Raw genomic sequence first — 18292 nt, 5'->3', positions numbered from 1 at the left:
AGCAAAAGATCGCAGCCTTCGGCAGCTCCGACAGGTGTCCACATAACCTGTAGGAGCTGCCGAAGGCTGCGATCTTTTGATCTTAGCCCTTGAGAGCGGCAGCCAGAATCAGCTCTTTCATTTCCGATACGGCAGACTTGAAGCCAACGAACAACGCATGCGCCACCAGCGCGTGGCCGATGTTCAGCTCGTTGATGCCTTTGATCGCAGCCACGGCTTCAACGTTGTGGTAATGCAAGCCGTGACCGGCGTTAACAATCAAGCCTTGGGCCAGACCAAACGCAACGCCATCCGCCACGCGCTTCAATTCCTCGGCCACTTCAGTCGGGGTTTCAGCATCGGCATAACGACCGGTGTGCAGCTCGATTGCCGGCGCACCGACGCGCTTGGAAGCCGCAATCTGCCGCTCGTCAGCATCGATGAACAGCGACACTTCGCTGCCGATCTTCGACAGACGCTCAACCGCTGTCTTTATCCGCTCTTCCTGCCCTGCCACGTCCAGACCACCTTCAGTGGTCAGCTCCTGACGGGTTTCCGGGACCAGGCAAATGTGCGCCGGGCGGATGCGCTCGGCGAACGCCATCATTTCTTCGGTGACGCCCATTTCGAAGTTCATGCGGGTTTGCAGCACATCCTTGAGCAGCAACACATCGCGCTCCTGGATGTGCCGGCGGTCTTCACGCAGGTGCACGGTGATGCCATCGGCGCCCGCCTCTTCCGCGTCCAGTGCAGCCTTGACCGGATCCGGGTAGCGCGTGCCACGGGCCTGACGCAGGGTGGCGACGTGGTCGATGTTCACGCCGAGAAGAATGCGATTGCTGGTGGTCACGGATGCGCTCCTGAATTGAGAGATTCGGCGCACAGCATACGGGGTGATCAGGGCTTGCGAAACAGTTCGCGACTGACGAGCGGACGACCGCCCAAATGAACGGCCAGTGCCTGACGCATCAGACGCTTGGCGGCGGACAGCGCGCCGGGGGCGGTCCAGTCGGCTTCGGCCATGGCCAGTAATTCGACGCCGTTGAACAGGCCGGGCTGCAGCAGGAAGACGCGCTCCAGCCCCGCATCCACCTGCAGACGATAGAGACCGTCCGCCGCGACGGGTTCGCCATGGATATCGGTGTTCAGGGAAAAGCCGTAGCCGAGATCGTCCAGAAGACGCCATTCGAAGGAGCGCAACAACGGCTCCAGTGGACGACCCTCGGCCAGCGCCAGCAAGGTGGCGGCGTAGTGATCGAATACGCCCGGGTGCGGATCCTCGGCGGGCAGCAAACGGATGAGCAACTCATTCAGGTAAAGACCGCTGAACAGCGCCTCGCCGTTAAGCCACGCCGAAGTGCCGGAGCTTTCCATGCGCCCGACATTCTTCAACTCACCTTTGCCACGAAACTCTACTTCAAGCGCCACAAACGGCCGCGCCAATGTCCCGGCCTTGCCCCGCGCACTGCGCAACACCGCCCGCAGCCGACCTTGCGGCGTGAGGAAATCCACCAGCGCACTGGTTTCGCGGTAGGCGCGGGAGTGCAGGACGTAGGCGGGTTGGGCGGGAGGCGGGTTTTGCGACATGAATGTTTTTCCCGGTCGGGATTGCAAAAAAAGATCGCAGCCTTCGGCAGCTCCTACAGGTGTAAACAAGACATTGTAGGAGCTGCCGAAGGCTGCGATCTTTTGATCTTCGAATCGCTTACAGGTCGCCGTAACCCAGCGAACGCAGCGCACGCTCGTCGTCGGACCAGCCGCCCTTCACCTTGACCCACAGGTTGAGCATGATCTTGGAGTCGAACAGCAGCTCCATGTCCTTGCGCGCTTCGGTGCCGATGCGTTTGATGCGCTCGCCCTTGTCGCCAATGATGATCTTCTTCTGGCCGTCACGCTCAACGAGGATCAGCGCGTGGATGTGCAGGGTCTTGCCCTGCTGCTTGAACTCTTCGATTTCGACGGTGATCTGGTACGGCAGCTCGGCACCCATCTGGCGCATGATTTTCTCGCGTACAAGTTCGGCGGCGAGGAAGCGGCTGCTGCGGTCGGTGATCTGGTCTTCCGGGAAGAAGTGATCGTTCTCCGGCAGATGGTCAGCAATGACCTTTTCCAGTGCTTCGAGGTTGTGGCCGTGCTGCGCGGAAATCGGAATGATCTGCGCGTTCGGCAACTGCTCCTGCAACCAGCTCAGGTGCGGCATCAGCTCGGCTTTGTCTTCGATGCGGTCGGTCTTGTTCAGCGCGACGATCAGCGGGCCGGTCACGTACTGCACGCGCTCGAGCACCATCTGGTCTTCGTCGGTCCACTTGGTGCGGTCCACGACGAAGATCACCACGTCGACGTCTTTCAACGCGGCCGAAGCGGTCTTGTTCATGTAACGGTTCAGGGCCTTTTCGCCACCCTTGTGCATGCCGGGGGTGTCGACGTAGATCGCTTGCACGTCACCCTCGGTCTTGATCCCGAGCATGTTGTGGCGAGTGGTCTGCGGCTTGCGCGAAGTGATCGCGAGCTTCTGGCCAAGGATGTGGTTGAGCAGCGTCGACTTACCGACGTTGGGACGGCCGACGATGGCAACATAGCCACAGCGAGTTGCGTTTGTATCAGTCATTGCCATTCTCCACGCCCAGGGCAATCAGTGCTGCAGCGGCCGCTACCTGTTCGGCAATACGACGGCTCACACCCTGACCTCGGCTTTTTTCATTCAGTAAGACAACTTCGCACTCGACGAAGAAGGTTCGGCAGTGCGGCTCGCCCTGGATATCCACCACTTCGTAGCGTGGCAGATCGCAACCGCGCGATTGCAGGTGTTCCTGCAGGCGGGTTTTCGGATCCTTGTTGGTGTCGACCAGCGTCAGGCCTTCGAACTCGCCAGCCAGCCAGGCCAGCACTCGCTCACGCGCCATGTCCATGCCGGCGTCGAGATAGATTGCACCGATCAAGGCTTCGAGGGCATCGGCCAGAATCGATTCGCGACGGAAACCGCCACTCTTCAACTCACCTGAACCCAGTCGCAGGTAATCGCCAAGGTCGAAACCACGGGCCAGTACGGCCAGCGTCTCACCTTTCACCAAGCGTGCGCGCAAACGCGACAACTGGCCTTCGCGGGCCAGCGGGAAGCGATCGAACAGCGCCTCGCCAGCAACGAAGTTGAGAATGGCATCACCGAGGAATTCCAGGCGTTCGTTGTTGCGCCCGGCAAAACTGCGGTGCGTAAGGGCCAGCAGCATCAGCTCCTGATCCTTGAAGGTGTAACCGAGCTGGCGCTCGAGACGGCTTAGAGAAACGCTCACGGTTTACCCACGCTGAGTTCGTGGCTGGATTCCACTGCCATCGCCGGGATACGGCGCAGGCCTGGGACAATTAACGCTGTGTTCAAAAATTAAATCCTGGCGATTGCGAAGCCGATTGTGCCGACTCCAAAAATGCATTCGGCGCTGTGTTCAACAGCGCCGTGTGTAATTACTTGATCAGGCCAACCCGCGAGAAATTCGGCAGGTGACTGAGTTTCGGCTCCGGCCAGCTCATCCAGACCGCGAAGGCCTTGCCGACGATATTCTGGTCGGGAACCATACCCAGCAGATCCTTGGGAATGTTCGGATCATCCCAGTAGCGACTGTCATTCGAGTTGTCGCGGTTGTCGCCCATCATGAAGTAGTGCCCGGCCGGCACGGTCCATGTGTGATCCGGCGGCGTGCGGTAGCGGCTCATTTCCTTGCGGATCAGATGCTCGGCGGCGCCCAGTTTCTCTTTGTACAGCTCGGCGCTGCCCAGCGTGCCCGGCTCGGAGCCGATCATTTGCTCGGCAATCGATTCGCCATTCACGAACAGACGCTTGTCGGCGGTGTAGCGCACCGTGTCGCCCGGCAGGCCGACTACACGCTTGATGTAGTTGACGTTCGGGTCGCTCGGGTAGCGAAACACCATGACATCGCCGCGTTGCGGATCACCGACTTCGATGATTTTCTTGTCGATCACCGGCAGGCGGATCCCGTAAGAAAACTTGTTCACCAGAATGAAGTCACCGACGTCCAGGGTCGGTTTCATCGAACCGGACGGGATCTGGAACGGTTCCACAAGGAACGAACGCAGCACCAGCACGATGAACAACACCGGGAAGAACGACTTGCCGTATTCGACCAGCAGCGGCTCTTTGTTGAGTTTCTCGACAACCACGACATCAGGCTGACCGACACTGCCCTGATAAGAGGCAATGGCGGCACGCCGACGCGGTGCCAGGATCAACAGATCAAGCAACGCCAACAGGCCGCAGACGAACACGGCGATGACCAGCAACAGCGGGAAATTTAGTGACATAGGACCTAACTATCCAACCTGAGCACTGCAAGGAAGGCTTCCTGTGGAATTTCCACGTTGCCGACCTGCTTCATGCGTTTCTTACCGGCCTTTTGCTTCTCGAGCAGTTTCTTCTTACGGCTGACGTCACCACCGTAGCATTTGGCCAATACGTTCTTTCTGAGTGCCTTGACGGTTGTCCGGGCGACGATCTGACCACCAATGGCGGCCTGAATCGCAACGTCGAACATCTGACGCGGAATCAGTTCTTTCATCTTCTCGGTCAACTGGCGACCTTTGTAGTGCGAGTTGTCACGGTGCACGATCAACGCCAGGGCATCGACCTTGTCGCCGTTGATCAACACGTCCAGTTTCACCAGATTAGCCGATTGGTAGCGATCGAAATGGTAATCCAGCGAAGCATAGCCGCGGCTGGTGGATTTGAGACGGTCGAAGAAGTCCAGCACCACTTCGTTCATCGGCAGGTCGTAGGTGACTTGCACCTGATTGCCGAGGAACAGCATGTCGACCTGGACGCCACGCTTCTCGATGCACAGGGTGATGACGTTGCCCAAATGCTCTTGCGGCACCAGGATGTTGGCCCGCACGATCGGCTCGCGCATGTCTTCGATCGACGACACATCCGGTAGCTTGGATGGGTTGTCGACGTAAATCGTTTCACCGGTTTTCAACACCAGTTCGAAGATTACGGTTGGCGCGGTGGTGATCAGGTCCAGGTCGTACTCGCGCTCGAGGCGCTCCTGGATGATTTCCATGTGCAGCATGCCGAGGAAGCCGCAACGGAAGCCGAAGCCCAGTGCGTCGGAGCTTTCCGGGGTGTACTGCAGCGACGAGTCGTTGAGGGTCAGCTTCTGCAGCGCTTCGCGGAAGTCTTCGAAGTCGTCGGAGCTGACCGGGAACAGACCGGCGTAAACCTGTGGCTGGATGCGTTTGAAGCCGGGCAGCACTTCAACGTCCGGGGTCGAGCTCAAGGTCAGGGTGTCACCGACCGGTGCACCGTGAATGTCCTTGATGCTGGCGATGATGAAGCCCACTTCACCGGCCTTCAGGTCAGAAGTCGCGGTGTGCTTGGGGTTGAACACGCCAACGCTGTCGACCAGGTGCACCTTGCCGGTGGACTTGACGAGGATCTTGTCGCCCTTCTTCACGCGGCCATGACGCACGCGCACCAGGGAGACAACGCCCAGGTAGTTGTCGAACCAGGAGTCGATGATCAACGCTTGCAGCGGATCTTCGATGTTGCCGGTCGGCGCAGGGATGGTGTGCACCAGACGCTCGAGCACTTCGTCGACACCCAGGCCAGTCTTGGCGCTGCAGGTGACGGCGTCGGTGGCGTCGATGCCGATGATCTTCTCTATCTCTTCCTTGACGCGATCAGGATCGGCCTGCGGCAGGTCGATCTTGTTCAGCACCGGCATGACCTCAAGGCCCTGCTCGATTGCGGTGTAGCAGTTAGCCACGGACTGGGCTTCAACGCCCTGACCGGCATCGACCACCAGCAAAGCACCTTCACACGCGGCCAGGGAGCGGCTGACTTCGTAGGTGAAGTCGACGTGGCCCGGGGTGTCAATGAAGTTCAGCTGATACTTGATGCCGTCTTTGGCGGTGTAATAGAGGGTAACGCTGTGGGCCTTGATGGTGATCCCGCGTTCACGCTCCAGCTCCATGGAGTCGAGGACCTGGGCTTCCATTTCACGCTCGGCCAGGCCGCCGCACATCTGGATGAAGCGATCGGCCAGCGTCGACTTGCCATGGTCAATGTGGGCGATGATGGAGAAATTGCGGATATGACTCAAATCACTCACGGATCAACACTCAAAAAGGCTGCAGGCATAGCCCGCCGAAAAATAGCCGGGAATTGTACCTGATACACGGCGCAAGCGTCACGTTCGCCTGTCACCCGGATTGCATGCAAAAACGCCCCGATCTGTCGACCGGGGCGTTTTCAAGATTACAGCACTGGCAAAAATGCGCGCATCAACCGGCTCTTCGCAGCAGCCAGACACCCGCCAAGGCACAGACGCCAGCCGGCACCAGCACCGCGAACAGCGGCGAGAAACCAAACACCAGGCTCGAAGGGCCGAGCAAATCCTGAACAATACGGAAGGTGAAGCCGACCAGCACGCCGGTGAATACGCGCTGACCGAGGGTCACCGAACGCAGCGGACCGAAAATGAACGAGATTGCCATCAGCACCAGCGCGGCGGTTACCAGCGGCTGCAACACCTTGACCCAAAATGCCAGCCAGTAGCGACCGTTGCTCAAACCCTGCTCGGACAGATAGTGGATGTAACCCCACAATCCGCTGATCGACAGCGATTCCGGGGCCATGACTACAGTGCTGAGCAGTTGCGGGCTCAACGACACGTCCCAGCGCTCTGTTGGCGTGCTGACCACTTCAGTGCTGCGCTCGTGGAAAACCGTGGTTGCCACATCGGTGAGCTGCCAGTGATTGCCGTCGAACTCAGCTTTCTTGGCAAAGCTGGAGCTGAGCAAGTGACGCTCTTTGTCAAAGTGATAACGGGTCACGCCATAGAGCAGGCCATTGGGCTGAACGGCGTTGATGTGGATGAATTCGTCACCCTGGCGGTGCCACATACCGTGCTTGGCACTTTGTGCATCGCCACTGCCTTGCGCCAACGAGCGATTGGCCTGGGCCATGCTTTCGGTGGCCGGAGCAACGTATTCGCCGATCAGCACGCCGGCCAGCATCAGCACCAGCATCGGTTTCATCACGGCCCAAACGATCCGGCCAATCGAAACGCCCGCCGCACGCATGACCGTCAGCTCGCTGCTGCTGGCCAGGCTGCCAAGACCGATCAGACAGCCGATCAGCGCTGCCATTGGCAGCATTTCGTAGAGACGACGTGGCGCGGTGAGCAATACAAAGCTCAGGACATCCACGAGGGTGTAGGTGTCGCTGACGTCACCCATTTCATCGATGAAGGCAAACAAGGTCGCCAGACCGAGGATGATCGCCAGCACGGCGATGATCGCCATGAACACGCTGCTGCCGATGTAGCGGTCGAGTTTAACCACGGGCCACCTCCAGCGCAGCGCTGCGACGGCTGGCCATCTTCAGGCGCAGAGGCTCCCAATAAAGCAGGCCGAGGCCGATGAACAGGAAGATCGCATGCACCCACCACAGGCCGAGGGCCGGCGGGATCTTGCCTTTTTCAAGGGCGCCGCGGGCGGCAATCAGGATGGTCAGGTAAGCCATATAAAGAAGAATCGCCGGCAGCAGCTTGAGGAAACGCCCTTGGCGCGGGTTGACGCGCGACAGCGGCACCGCCATCAGGGTCACGATGAACACCAGCAGCGGCAAGGAAAGACGCCATTGCAGCTCGGTGCGAGAGCGAATGTCGTCGCTGCCCCACAAGGTCGATGTCGGCATGGCATCGCGGTCTGTGACCTCTTCGCTGACATCCGGCTTCGGCAGTTGCACGCCATAGAGCTCGTAATGAATTGCCCGATAATCGGCCTGCCCCGGACTGCCGTCATAACGGTAGCCATTGTCGAGAATCAGGTAGCGGGTGCCATCCGGGCGAACTTCCTGACGGCCCTTCTCGGCCACCAGAATGGAAATGCCGCGATCTTTCTTGTCGGCACCGAGGTTCTTTTGCGAAATGAACACGCCGCCAAGATTGACCCGATCATCAGTCAGGCTCTCGGTGTAGGTCACTCGAGTGCCATCACGCAGTGCCTGAAAGCGGCCCGGCTCGAGGGTATCGAATTCGGTCAGGGCGTCCTGCTTGTTCAGCAGCAACTGAAACTGGTTGGCACCTTGCGGGGCCAGACCGAGACTCAGCCATGCCACTACCAATGCCACCAGAGTTGCCGGAAACAAGGTCATGCGAAACAGCTTCTGCTGACTCATGCCGGTGGCCGAGAGCACGGTCATTTCGCTTTCGAGGTACAGGCGACCGTAGGCCAGCAGGATCCCGAGGAACAGGCCCAGCGGCAGAATCAGCTGCATGAAGCCCGGCAGACGATAGCCCATGATCAGGAACAAAGAGCCCGGATCGAGCTGGCCGGCAGCGGCCTGAGCCAGATATTTGATGAAGCGACCGCTCATGATGATGACCAGCAGCACGGCACTCACGGCACTGAGGGTCAACAGGACTTCGCGGGACAGATAACGGAAGACGATCAAACCAGACACTCCAGGGTTGTCAGGCTAAGGCGGCCAAACAAGCAAACACATCGACCGGCCCGCAACGCAGAGCCGTCGAAAAAAGATGCGGCATTATCCTGTGATTGGGGGCGCCTGTCACTGCGCACACTCATCCATGTCTGTAATCCGGTGCAGATCGTACAACCGAGGGTTGTCAGGCGCGGGGAGCGAGGTTCAAACTGCGGCCCTTGTCGCAGGCTTTGGCCTGCGCCTCTTCTATCTATAAGCAGGCGACTGCGGACACCGTCGAACGCCTGCGTGTTGACCATTCATTCAGGGATCCGGACATGGAACTGGTTGTAAAAAGCGTTAGCCCAGAAACGTTGAAAACCGCCACCCTGGTGGTTGCCGTCGGTGAAGGCCGCAAACTCGGCGTCGCCGCCAAACAGGTCGACGAACTCAGCGGTGGCGCGATCAGCGCCGTGCTCAAACGTGGCGATCTGGCCGGCAAGGTCGGTCAAAGCCTGCTGCTGCACAGCCTGCCAAACCTCAAAGCCGAGCGCGTGCTGCTGGTTGGCGTGGGCAAGGATGAAGAACTGGGCGACCGCCCATTCCGCAAAATCGTTGCCGGCATCCTCAACACCCTGAAAGGTCTGAACGGCAGCGACGCCGTGCTGGCGCTGGACGAAGTCATTGTCAAAAACCGCGACAGCTACGGCAAAACCCGTCTGTTGGCGGAAACCCTGGTGGACGGGCAATACACCTTCGACCAGTTCAAAAGCCAGAAAGCCGAACCGCGCGCCCTGAAGAAAATCACCCTGCTGACCATCAAGGCTGCTCAGGCTGAAGTGCAGCGCGCCGTGAACCACGCCACCGCGATTGCCAACGGCATGGCTTTCACCCGCGACCTGGGCAACCTGCCGCCGAACATCTGCCACCCGACCTTCCTCGGCGAACAAGCGAAGAATCTGGGCAAAGAGTTCAAGGATCTGAAAGTCGAAGTCCTCGACGAGAAGAAGATCAAATCCCTCGGCATGGGTTCGTTCTACGCCGTTGGCCAAGGCAGCGAGCAGCCGCCGCGCCTGATCGTCATGCAATACAACGGCGGCAAGAAATCCGAAAAGCCATACGCACTGGTCGGTAAAGGCATCACCTTCGACACCGGCGGCATCAGCCTGAAGCCGGGCGCCGGCATGGACGAAATGAAATACGACATGGGCGGCGCGGCCTCCGTGTTCGGCACCCTGCACGCCGTGCTTGAGCTGAAACTGCCGATCAACCTGGTATGCATCCTCGCTTGCGCGGAAAACATGCCGAGCGGCAACGCGACCCGTCCGGGCGACATCGTCACCACCATGAGCGGCCAGACCGTAGAAATCCTCAACACCGACGCCGAAGGCCGTCTGGTGCTGTGCGACGCGCTGACCTACTCCGAGCGCTTCAAGCCACAAGCGGTGATCGACATCGCCACCCTCACCGGCGCCTGCGTCGTTGCTCTGGGCGCGCACACCTCGGGCCTGCTGGGCAACAACGATGAACTGATCGACCAACTGCTCAGCGCCGGCAAGGCGGCTGACGACCGCGCCTGGCAACTGCCGCTGTTCGATGAATACCAGGAGCAACTGGACAGCCCGTTCGCCGACATCGCCAACATTGGCGGGCCGAAAGCCGGCACCATCACGGCGGCGTGCTTCCTGTCGCGCTTCACCAAGAACCTCAACTGGGCGCACCTGGACATCGCCGGTACCGCATGGACCAGCGGCGGCAAGGACAAGGGCGCCACTGGCCGTCCGGTGCCTCTGCTGACCCAGTACCTGCTCGATCGCGCCAAAGCCTGAACCCGTTGATGGACGGCGGCGTCACTTTCCGGTGACGCCGCTTGCCGTTCTGGAACCGCAATGACCAAAGTCGACTTCTATATCTTGCCCAGCGCCGACCCATCGGCTCGTCTGGATTTTGCCTGCAAGCTCACCGAGAAAGCCTGGCGCATGGGCCACCGCATCTACCTGCATTGCAGCGATGCCGCTCAGCGTGACGATCTCGATGCGCGCCTGTGGGCGTTCAAGGGCGAAAGCTTCGTGCCGCACGGCCCTGCCGACACCGAGCCGGACGGCTTGATCGTGCTGGGACTGGGCGATGACTGCGGTCAGCATCAGGATTTGCTGGTCAATCTCGACCTGAAAGTCCCGGCCTTCGCCAACAAGTTCGCCCGAGTGGCGGAAGTGGTGGTCGAAGACCCAACGATTCGAGCCGCCGCGCGGGAGAGTTTTCGCTTCTACCGCGAACAGGGCTATCCTCTGCAAGATCACCGTTTACAGCGACTCTGAGCATTCCAATGGACACTCCGAAACCGCAGCAAAAGCCGACACACCTGCTGGACGATCTCGAGTCGATCCGCCAGTTGCTCGGCGACGACAACCTGCAACCGCCACTGCTGACCGACACGGTCGATGAAGGCGAACAGGAACAGATTCCGATGTTGTTCGATTCTGTCGGCAATGAATCGCCGGCCGTCGAACCACCACCCGCGCCAGTGCCAGCCCCCGCTGCACAGCCTGCCGCACCTGTGGATAAAGGCCCCGACGCCTTGCTCCACCTCGACAGCGAACTGCGCGCCGCCGCGCAATTGATCATGCAAGACGTCATCGACGACTTCGCCCCGCACATCGAAACCGAAATCAAACGCCGCCTCGATGCGCGGATGGAACGGCTGTTGAGCCAATACGAATAAAGCTCCCTGTAGGAGCTGCCGCAGGCTGCGATCTTTTGACTTTTGTTTTTTAAAGACAAGATCAAAAGATCGCAGCCTTCGGCAGCTCCTACAATTAGATCTTCATCCGGCCTGCCCCGCTCGCCCTCGGCCCCATGCCCCGCTATACTTCCCGGCTTTTCCTGAATAAATGCCAATAGGGTCCCGCCGCGCATGGATAAGACCTACCAGCCGCACGCCATTGAAACTTCCTGGTACAACACCTGGGAGTCCGAGAACTACTTCGCCCCGCAAGGCGCGGGCGACTCCTACACCATCATGATCCCGCCGCCGAACGTCACCGGCAGCCTGCACATGGGTCACGGTTTCAACAACGCGATCATGGACGCCCTGATCCGTTTCCGCCGCATGCAGGGTCGCAACACCCTGTGGCAGCCGGGCACCGACCACGCCGGTATCGCCACGCAAATGCTGGTGGAGCGTCAACTCGAAGCCACCGGCCAGAATCGCCACGATCTGGGCCGCGAAAAATTCCTCGAGAAAGTCTGGGAATGGAAGGATCAGTCCGGCGGCAACATCAGCCGTCAGATCCGTCGCCTCGGCTCGTCCGTCGACTGGAGCCGCGAGCGCTTCACCATGGACGACGGTCTCTCGGAAGCAGTTAAAGAAGCGTTTGTGCGCCTGCACGAAGACGGTCTGATCTATCGCGGCAAGCGTCTGGTCAACTGGGACACCAAACTGCACACGGCGATTTCCGACCTCGAAGTGGAAAACCACGACGAGAAAGGTTTCCTGTGGAACCTGAAGTATCCGTTGGCCGACGGCGCTAAAACCGCTGATGGCAACGACTTCCTGATCGTCGCAACTACCCGTCCGGAAACCATGCTCGGCGACTCCGCCGTCGCAGTGAACCCGAACGACGAACGCTACCAGGCCCTGATCGGCAAGTTTGTCGAGCTGCCACTGGTTGGCCGCCGCATCCCGATCATCGCCGACGATTACTGCGATCCTGAATTCGGCACCGGTTGCGTGAAAATCACCCCGGCCCACGATTTCAACGACTACGAAGTCGGCAAGCGCCACAACCTGCCGCTGCTGAACATCTTCGACAAGAACGCCAACGTGCTGCCGGCAGCTCAGGTGTTCAACCTCGACGGCACGCTGAACGACAGCATCGACGGCAAGATCCCGGCTGAATACGCTGGCCTTGAGCGTTTTGGAGCGCGTAAGCAGATCGTGGCTGCATTCGATGCCGCCGGCTTGTTGGTCAGCGTCAACGACCACGGCCTGAAAGTGCCGAAAGGCGACCGCTCCGGCACCATCATCGAGCCGTGGCTGACCGACCAGTGGTACGTGTCGACCAAGCCGCTCGCCGAGCCTGCGATTGCTGCCGTTGAAGACGGTCGCATCCAGTTCGTGCCGAAGCAGTACGAAAACATGTACTTCTCGTGGATGCGTGACATCCAGGACTGGTGCATCAGCCGTCAGCTGTGGTGGGGCCACCGGATCCCAGCCTGGTACGACGAGTCGGGCAAAGTCTACGTCGGTCGCGACGAAGCCGAAGTGCGTGCCAAGCACAACCTTGGCCCGGACGTTGCGCTGCAACAGGACAACGACGTACTCGACACCTGGTTCAGTTCCGGCCTGTGGACGTTCTCCACCCTGGGCTGGCCTGAGCAGACCGAATTCCTGAAGAAATTCCACTCCACCGACGTACTGGTGACGGGCTTCGACATCATTTTCTTCTGGGTTGCCCGGATGATCATGCTGACCATGCACCTGATCAAGAACGAGGACGGCACCCCGCAGGTGCCGTTCAAGACCGTTTATGTACACGGCCTGGTGCGTGATGGTCAGGGCCAGAAGATGTCCAAGTCCAAGGGCAACGTCCTTGACCCGCTGGACATCATCGACGGTATCGAGCTGGAAGAACTGGTGCAGAAACGCACCTCCGGCCTGATGCAGCCGAAACTGGCGAAGAAGATCGAAAAGCAGACTCGCGACGAGTTCGCCGACGGCATCGCCAGCTATGGCACTGACGCCCTGCGCTTCACCTTCTGCTCGCTGGCCTCGACCGGTCGCGACATCAAGTTCGACATGGGCCGCGTTGAAGGCTATCGCAACTTCTGCAACAAGATCTGGAACGCCGCGCGTTATGTTCTGGACAAGGGCGAAGACTGCGGCCAGAACGGCGAAGCCTACGAGCTGTCGCTGGCGGACCGCTGGATCATCTCGCAGCTGCAACGCACCGAAGCCGAAGTGACTCGTCAGCTGGATCAGTTCCGTTTCGACCTGGCGGCTCAAGCGCTGTACGAGTTCATCTGGAACCAGTACTGCGACTGGTACCTGGAACTGTCCAAGCCAGTGCTGTGGGACGAAAACGCGCCGGTTGAGCGTCAACGCGGCACCCGCCGTACGCTGGTGCGGGTACTGGAAGTGGCGCTGCGCCTGGCGCATCCGTTCATGCCGTTCATCACTGAAGAAATCTGGCAGCGCATCGCGCCGCTGGCCGGCATTCAGGGCAAGACGATCATGCTGCAAGCGTGGCCAGTGGCCAACGAAGAACGCATTGATCCGGCCGCCGAGAACGACATCGAATGGCTGAAGGAACTGATGCTCGGCACGCGCAACATCCGTGGCGAAATGAACATCGGCCCGGGCAAGCCACTGCCGATCTACCTGAAGAACGTCAGCGCTGAAGACCAGCGTCGTCTGACCGAGAACGAAGCGCTGCTGAAGAAACTGGCGCGTCTGGAATCGATCACCGTTCTGCAGGCTGGTGAAGAAGCACCGTTGTCCGCTACCGCTCTGGTTGGCGAGATGGAAGTACTGGTGCCAATGGCCGGCCTGATCGACAAGGGCGCCGAGCTGGCGCGTCTGGACAAGGAAATCCTGCGTCTGCAGGGTGAAGTTCAGCGCGTTGGCGGCAAATTGTCCAACGCCGGTTTCGTCGACAAGGCCCCGGCCGAAGTCATCGACAAGGAACGCGCCAAGTTGGCGGAAGCTGAGCAGGCACTGGGTAAACTTGCAGAACAACATGCGCGAATTTCCAGCCTGTAATAAACTTTTTGCAACTTAGCAAAAACTTGAAACGCCCCGAACTTCGGGGCGTTTTTTATTGGATATTTACTTAATATTTAATTTCACCCACACCCTGCAAATAACCGATAACCTGCAACCGCAACATCAACTTCCCCTATTAATACTGAAAAGGATTTCAGCATGATCACTAATCGACAAAAATCTTTTCTCGCAACCTTGACCGTCGGCAACCATCCCGTACGACTGACCACACGCTACGCCGGCGAGCCTGTGGTGTTGGCGAAAACCTATGCGGGCATTGCCGACACCTTTTACTTCCGCTGCACGGGCGATCAGTACACTCTTTACGTCCGTTCGGAAGGTGAGCATTTCGGCAAGGTCATCGATCAGCAGGGGCTCGTCTTTACCGGCAGCAGCACGCAGAGCCATGTCAACTTCAACATGCTCGATATTGACGGCAAGACCATTACACTCAATGACATCACTGGCGAAAATCAAGTCATTCAATTATCCACACAAGGAAAGATTTTGCGCTCGGAGTTTGGCTGGGCTGACTTTCCGGCGCGCTTTGAATTAGGCGGCCAACTACCGTTGTTATTGAACATGAACATTCTGCAACGCAATACGCCATACATGAGCGATCCAGACGAAGTTTGAATCACCTACAGTTTTTATCAGTTGTTAAAAACCAGGCAGAAAACACACGCCTTCATCAGAGCTGATTCGTTCTGACGATTCGGCGCGGCTGACGGGTCCATTCCTCATACGGACAAACCCGATCAACCGCGCTCTCCCCTTTTATGTGGGACAATGCCCGCCACTTTCAGCCATACCCGAATCGACCACGCCCATGAACGCCCCCCGCACCCCCAAACCTGCGCGCAAAAAGCCTGACACCGCGACCCCGGCCAAAGCCGTCGAGCCGCGTGAAAAGGCCAGCCTGCATCCGCGCAATCGCCATCAGGGTCGTTACGACTTCCCGGCGCTGATCAAAACCACGCCGGAACTGGCGAAGTTCGTGATCATCAATCCGTACGGCAAGGAAAGCATCGACTTCGCCAGCCCCGACGCGGTGCGTGTGTTCAACCGGGCGCTGCTCAAGTCGTTTTATGGCATTCAACATTGGGATATTCCCGCAGATTATCTCTGCCCACCTGTTCCGGGCCGTGCCGACTACGTGCATTTCCTCGCCGACCTGCTGGCCAGCATGAACGACGGCAAAGTCCCGCGTGGCGCGATCGTCAACGTGCTGGACATCGGCATGGGCGCTAACTGCGTTTATCCACTGATCGGCAACAGCGAATATCGCTGGCACTTCCTCGGCTCGGAAATCGACCCGACGGCCGTGGCCGCTGCCAAGGCCATCGTTCAGTCCAACGATCTGAGCAAAGTGATCCAGCTGCGCCAGCAGGAGAATCGCAAGCACATCCTGATCGGTTTGCTTGAGCCCGGTGAACGTTTCGACCTGACCATGTGCAACCCGCCATTCCACGCCTCGATGGACGAAGCAACCAAGGGCAGCGAGCGCAAATGGCGCGCCTTGGGCAAGGCCGATCCGAAACGCAAGCTGCCGGTGCTGAACTTCGGCGGCCAGTCGGCGGAATTGTGGTGCGAAGGCGGTGAAGCGCGCTTTGTGACGCAACTGATCGCCGAGAGCGCAAACTTCCAGCACAAGGTGTTGTGGTTCAGCACCCTGGTGTCGAAAGCCTCGAACCTGCCCGCCATCGAAACCGCGCTGAAAAAGGCCGGGGTACTGGAAAGCCAGGTCGTGGAAATGTCGCAAGGGCAGAAGCAAAGCCGCTTCGTTGCCTGGACCTTCCAGACCAAGTCGGAGCAGCAGATCTGGCGTCGCGAGCGCTGGGTTCGCTAACTCCGCTCTGGACCCATGTAGGAGCTGCGGCACGCTGCGATCTTTTGATCTTGATCCTGAAGAACAGATCAAAAGATCGCAGCCTCGTTTCACTCGACAGCTCCTACAGGGTAAAGCGTCAAATCGCAGACACAAAAAAACCGTGCCCGGATCGCTCCGGTGCACGGTTTTTTATTGCTGCGTCTTACTTGTTCACAGCGTCGGTCAGGCCTTTGGCCACAACCAGCTTGATCACTTTCTTCGCAGGGATTTCGATGGCAGCGCCAGTCGAAGGGTTACGGCCAGTGCGGGCAGGACGCTCGGTCACTTTCAGCTTGCCGATACCTGGCAAGGTGATTTCGCCGCCGTTTTCCAGCTGATCGGCAACGATTTGGCCCAGTTGGTCCAGAGCGTTACGCGCGGTGGTTTTCGGCGCGTCGATAGCTTCAGCGATGTCGGCGATCAGTTGGTCTTTAGTAAGAGCCATGTAGTGTTCCTTCCCTATCAAATTCATATGGATTGCAGAGTGCAGTGTCAGCCATCGAGCCCGATCTTCTGGATCTGGCACCCTCGGCGATAACCACGACGAGTCGGGTTATAGATACCGAAATCAGGGTTTGGTTCGACCTGACAAATGCTGAGTGCACGCTTAACGCAGTGACTTCGCGTAAGACCGGGCAAAACTAGCACAGAGACAAGGAAATATCCGCCTCTAGCTACCCATTTGGTCAGCTTTATTGCTCTAAACCGCTAAAAAACTGCATAAGCGCCAATCCTCGCCCCGGTTTTGCCCTGCAACCCGCGCCAAAACCAGTGGTTGCGGTACACTGGGCGCTTTTTCGGGGGAGCCAGCCCTCCTCTCTTCCACCAGCCGAGAAGCCCATGCCGATCCGTCATTGCATCGTCCACCTGATCGACAAAAAACCCGACGGCACGCCCGCAGTTCTGCACGCCCGTGATACGGAACTGGCCGAGTCTGCAGCCATCGAGAACATGCTCGCCGACCTCAACGAGAGCTATAACGCCAAACAGGGCAAAGCCTGGGGTCTGTTCCATCCGGAATCCGGCGCGTTCCCGTTCAGTGGCTGGCTGAAGGAATACATGGACGGCGGCAAGGACTTCACCGCGTTCAGCAAAGTCGCGGTCGAACATCTGCAAAAGCTGATGGAAGAGTCGAACCTGTCGGTCGGCGGCCACGTGCTGTTCGCCCACTATCAGCAAGGCATGACCGATTACCTGGCCATCGCCCTGCTGCACCACAGCGAAGGCGTGGCGGTTACCGATGAGCTGGACGTGACCCCGTCGCGCCACCTCGATCTCGGCCAGTTGCACCTGGCCGCGCGCATCAACGTCTCCGAGTGGCAGAACAACAAGCAGTCCAAGCAGTACATTTCGTTCATCAAGGGCAAGAACGGCAAAAAGGTTTCCGAATACTTCCGCGACTTCATCGGCTGCCAGGAAGGTGTCGACGGCCCCGGCGAAACCCGCACCCTGCTCAAGGCCTTCAGTGACTTCGTCGAGAGCGAAGACCTGCCGGAAGACTCCGCCCGCGAGAAGACCAAGACCCTGGTCGATTACGCCAGCAGCCAAGCCAAACTCGGCGAGCCGATGGGCCTGGAAGAACTCTCCGAGCTGATCGACGAGGAGCGCCCCAAGGCCTTCTACGATCACATCCGCAACAAGGATTACGGCCTGTCGCCGGAGATTCCGGCGGATAAACGCACTCTGAATCAATTCCGCCGCTTCACCGGTCGCGCCGAGGGTTTGTCGATCAGCTTTGAAGCGCACCTGTTGGGCTCGAAGATCGAGTACGACGAAGAGGCTGGAACCCTGGTGATCAAGGGCCTGCCAACCTCGCTCACCGATCAGCTGAAGCGCCGCAACTGATGCTCGGCAATGTGCTGAAGAAGGTTGCACTGGTTCTGCTGGTGGTCGTGGTTTATCAGAACTGGGGCAAGATCGAGCGGGTTTTCAACCCGTCGCAGATGGTTGCCGAGCAGACGCGGGCGCAGGCCAATGTCGTGCTCTACGCCACCGACTGGTGCGGCTACTGCAAGCAGACCAAACGCTTTCTCGACAGCAAGGGGATTCCCTTCAAAGAGTTCGATATCGAGAAGGACGCCGAGGCGCGCAAGGCGTATGAAGCATTGGGTGGACGCGGTATCCCGCTGATCGACGTGAATGGCACGTTGATTCGCGGGTTTGACCCGGACGAGATTCTCGCCGCCCTGAAATAACAGCAAGATCAAAAGATCGCAGCCTGCGGCAGCTCCTACATGAGATT

17 protein-coding genes are annotated in these 18292 nt (G+C 59.0%); 8 read left to right on the top strand and 9 right to left on the bottom strand.

What is annotated here, in order from left to right; translation table 11 throughout:
• Positions 1-82 precede the first annotated feature (82 nt).
• The 8 genes from pdxJ to lptF form a co-directional block, all read right to left on the bottom strand.
• Positions 83-829 (bottom strand): pyridoxine 5'-phosphate synthase, encoded by a 747-nt coding sequence (gene pdxJ, locus AC3Y64_RS05015; RefSeq protein WP_489986649.1) that lies wholly within the window; start codon positions 827-829, stop codon positions 83-85.
• Positions 830-876: 47 nt separating this feature from the next.
• On the bottom strand, positions 877-1566 hold the full coding sequence (recO, locus tag AC3Y64_RS05010; RefSeq protein ID WP_489986648.1) for a DNA repair protein RecO: 690 nt from the start codon (positions 1564-1566) through the stop codon (positions 877-879).
• Positions 1567-1684: 118 nt separating this feature from the next.
• Positions 1685-2587: a GTPase Era gene (era, locus tag AC3Y64_RS05005; protein ID WP_016771562.1), complete on the bottom strand. Its 903-nt coding sequence runs from the start codon at positions 2585-2587 to the stop codon at positions 1685-1687.
• Complete coding sequence (gene rnc / locus AC3Y64_RS05000; protein ID WP_016986099.1) at positions 2580-3269, bottom strand: ribonuclease III; 690 nt, start codon at positions 3267-3269, stop codon at positions 2580-2582. Before rnc ends, era begins: the two co-directional genes overlap by 8 nt.
• 169 nt (positions 3270-3438) lie before the next feature.
• Positions 3439-4293 (bottom strand): signal peptidase I, encoded by an 855-nt coding sequence (gene lepB / locus AC3Y64_RS04995; protein WP_158954917.1) that lies wholly within the window; start codon positions 4291-4293, stop codon positions 3439-3441.
• 5 nt (positions 4294-4298) lie between these two features.
• On the bottom strand, positions 4299-6098 hold the full coding sequence (gene lepA, locus AC3Y64_RS04990) for a translation elongation factor 4 (RefSeq protein WP_158954919.1): 1800 nt from the start codon (positions 6096-6098) through the stop codon (positions 4299-4301).
• A 172-nt stretch (positions 6099-6270) separates the two neighbouring features.
• Positions 6271-7332: an LPS export ABC transporter permease LptG gene (gene lptG, locus AC3Y64_RS04985; RefSeq protein ID WP_489986647.1), complete on the bottom strand. Its 1062-nt coding sequence runs from the start codon at positions 7330-7332 to the stop codon at positions 6271-6273.
• Entirely contained in the window at positions 7325-8446 is a 1122-nt protein-coding gene (gene lptF, locus AC3Y64_RS04980; protein WP_158954923.1) for an LPS export ABC transporter permease LptF, read from the bottom strand. The genes lptG and lptF overlap by 8 nt, the downstream gene beginning before the upstream one ends.
• Positions 8447-8754: 308 nt before the next feature.
• On the opposite strand from lptF, the gene AC3Y64_RS04975 reads away from it, so the two are divergent.
• The 6 genes from AC3Y64_RS04975 to rlmF all read left to right on the top strand — a co-directional run bounded on the left by AC3Y64_RS04975 (position 8755) and on the right by rlmF (position 16029).
• Positions 8755-10245, top strand: coding sequence for a leucyl aminopeptidase (locus tag AC3Y64_RS04975; protein ID WP_489986646.1), 1491 nt, complete (start codon positions 8755-8757; stop codon positions 10243-10245).
• 60 nt (positions 10246-10305) lie between these two features.
• Positions 10306-10734 carry a DNA polymerase III subunit chi gene (locus tag AC3Y64_RS04970; protein WP_158954927.1) on the top strand — a complete coding sequence of 143 codons (429 nt, stop codon included), beginning with the start codon at positions 10306-10308 and terminating at the stop codon, positions 10732-10734.
• An 8-nt stretch (positions 10735-10742) separates the two neighbouring features.
• Positions 10743-11138: a DNA polymerase III subunit chi gene (locus AC3Y64_RS04965; RefSeq protein ID WP_489986645.1), complete on the top strand. Its 396-nt coding sequence runs from the start codon at positions 10743-10745 to the stop codon at positions 11136-11138.
• A gap of 192 nt (positions 11139-11330) precedes the next feature.
• A complete protein-coding gene (locus AC3Y64_RS04960; RefSeq protein ID WP_489986644.1) occupies positions 11331-14177 on the top strand; it encodes a valine--tRNA ligase in 2847 nt (948 codons plus the stop codon).
• Positions 14178-14339: 162 nt separating this feature from the next.
• The gene (locus AC3Y64_RS04955; protein WP_489986643.1) at positions 14340-14816 is read left to right on the top strand and encodes a hypothetical protein; all 477 of its coding nucleotides are present in this window, start codon (positions 14340-14342) and stop codon (positions 14814-14816) included.
• Positions 14817-15009: 193 nt separating this feature from the next.
• On the top strand, positions 15010-16029 hold the full coding sequence (gene rlmF, locus AC3Y64_RS04950; RefSeq protein WP_158959803.1) for a 23S rRNA (adenine(1618)-N(6))-methyltransferase RlmF: 1020 nt from the start codon (positions 15010-15012) through the stop codon (positions 16027-16029).
• 184 nt (positions 16030-16213) lie between these two features.
• Here rlmF and AC3Y64_RS04945 read toward each other — a convergent pair whose 3' ends face one another.
• On the bottom strand, positions 16214-16495 hold the full coding sequence (locus tag AC3Y64_RS04945) for an HU family DNA-binding protein (protein WP_003221909.1): 282 nt from the start codon (positions 16493-16495) through the stop codon (positions 16214-16216).
• Positions 16496-16890: 395 nt separating this feature from the next.
• Between AC3Y64_RS04945 and yejK the strand changes: the two genes are divergently transcribed.
• Together yejK and AC3Y64_RS04935 are read left to right on the top strand one after the other, a co-directional pair.
• Positions 16891-17895, top strand: coding sequence for a nucleoid-associated protein YejK (yejK, locus tag AC3Y64_RS04940; protein ID WP_267805391.1), 1005 nt, complete (start codon positions 16891-16893; stop codon positions 17893-17895).
• The gene (locus tag AC3Y64_RS04935; protein WP_034154584.1) at positions 17895-18245 is read left to right on the top strand and encodes a glutaredoxin family protein; all 351 of its coding nucleotides are present in this window, start codon (positions 17895-17897) and stop codon (positions 18243-18245) included. The genes yejK and AC3Y64_RS04935 overlap by 1 nt, the downstream gene beginning before the upstream one ends.
• The last annotated feature ends 47 nt before the right edge of the window (positions 18246-18292 follow it).

The organism is Pseudomonas sp. 4CAES_32.4 (genome assembly GCF_058136335.1).
The sequence above is the reverse complement of the archived record's forward strand: the minus strand, read 5'-3'. Positions and strand labels throughout refer to the sequence as shown.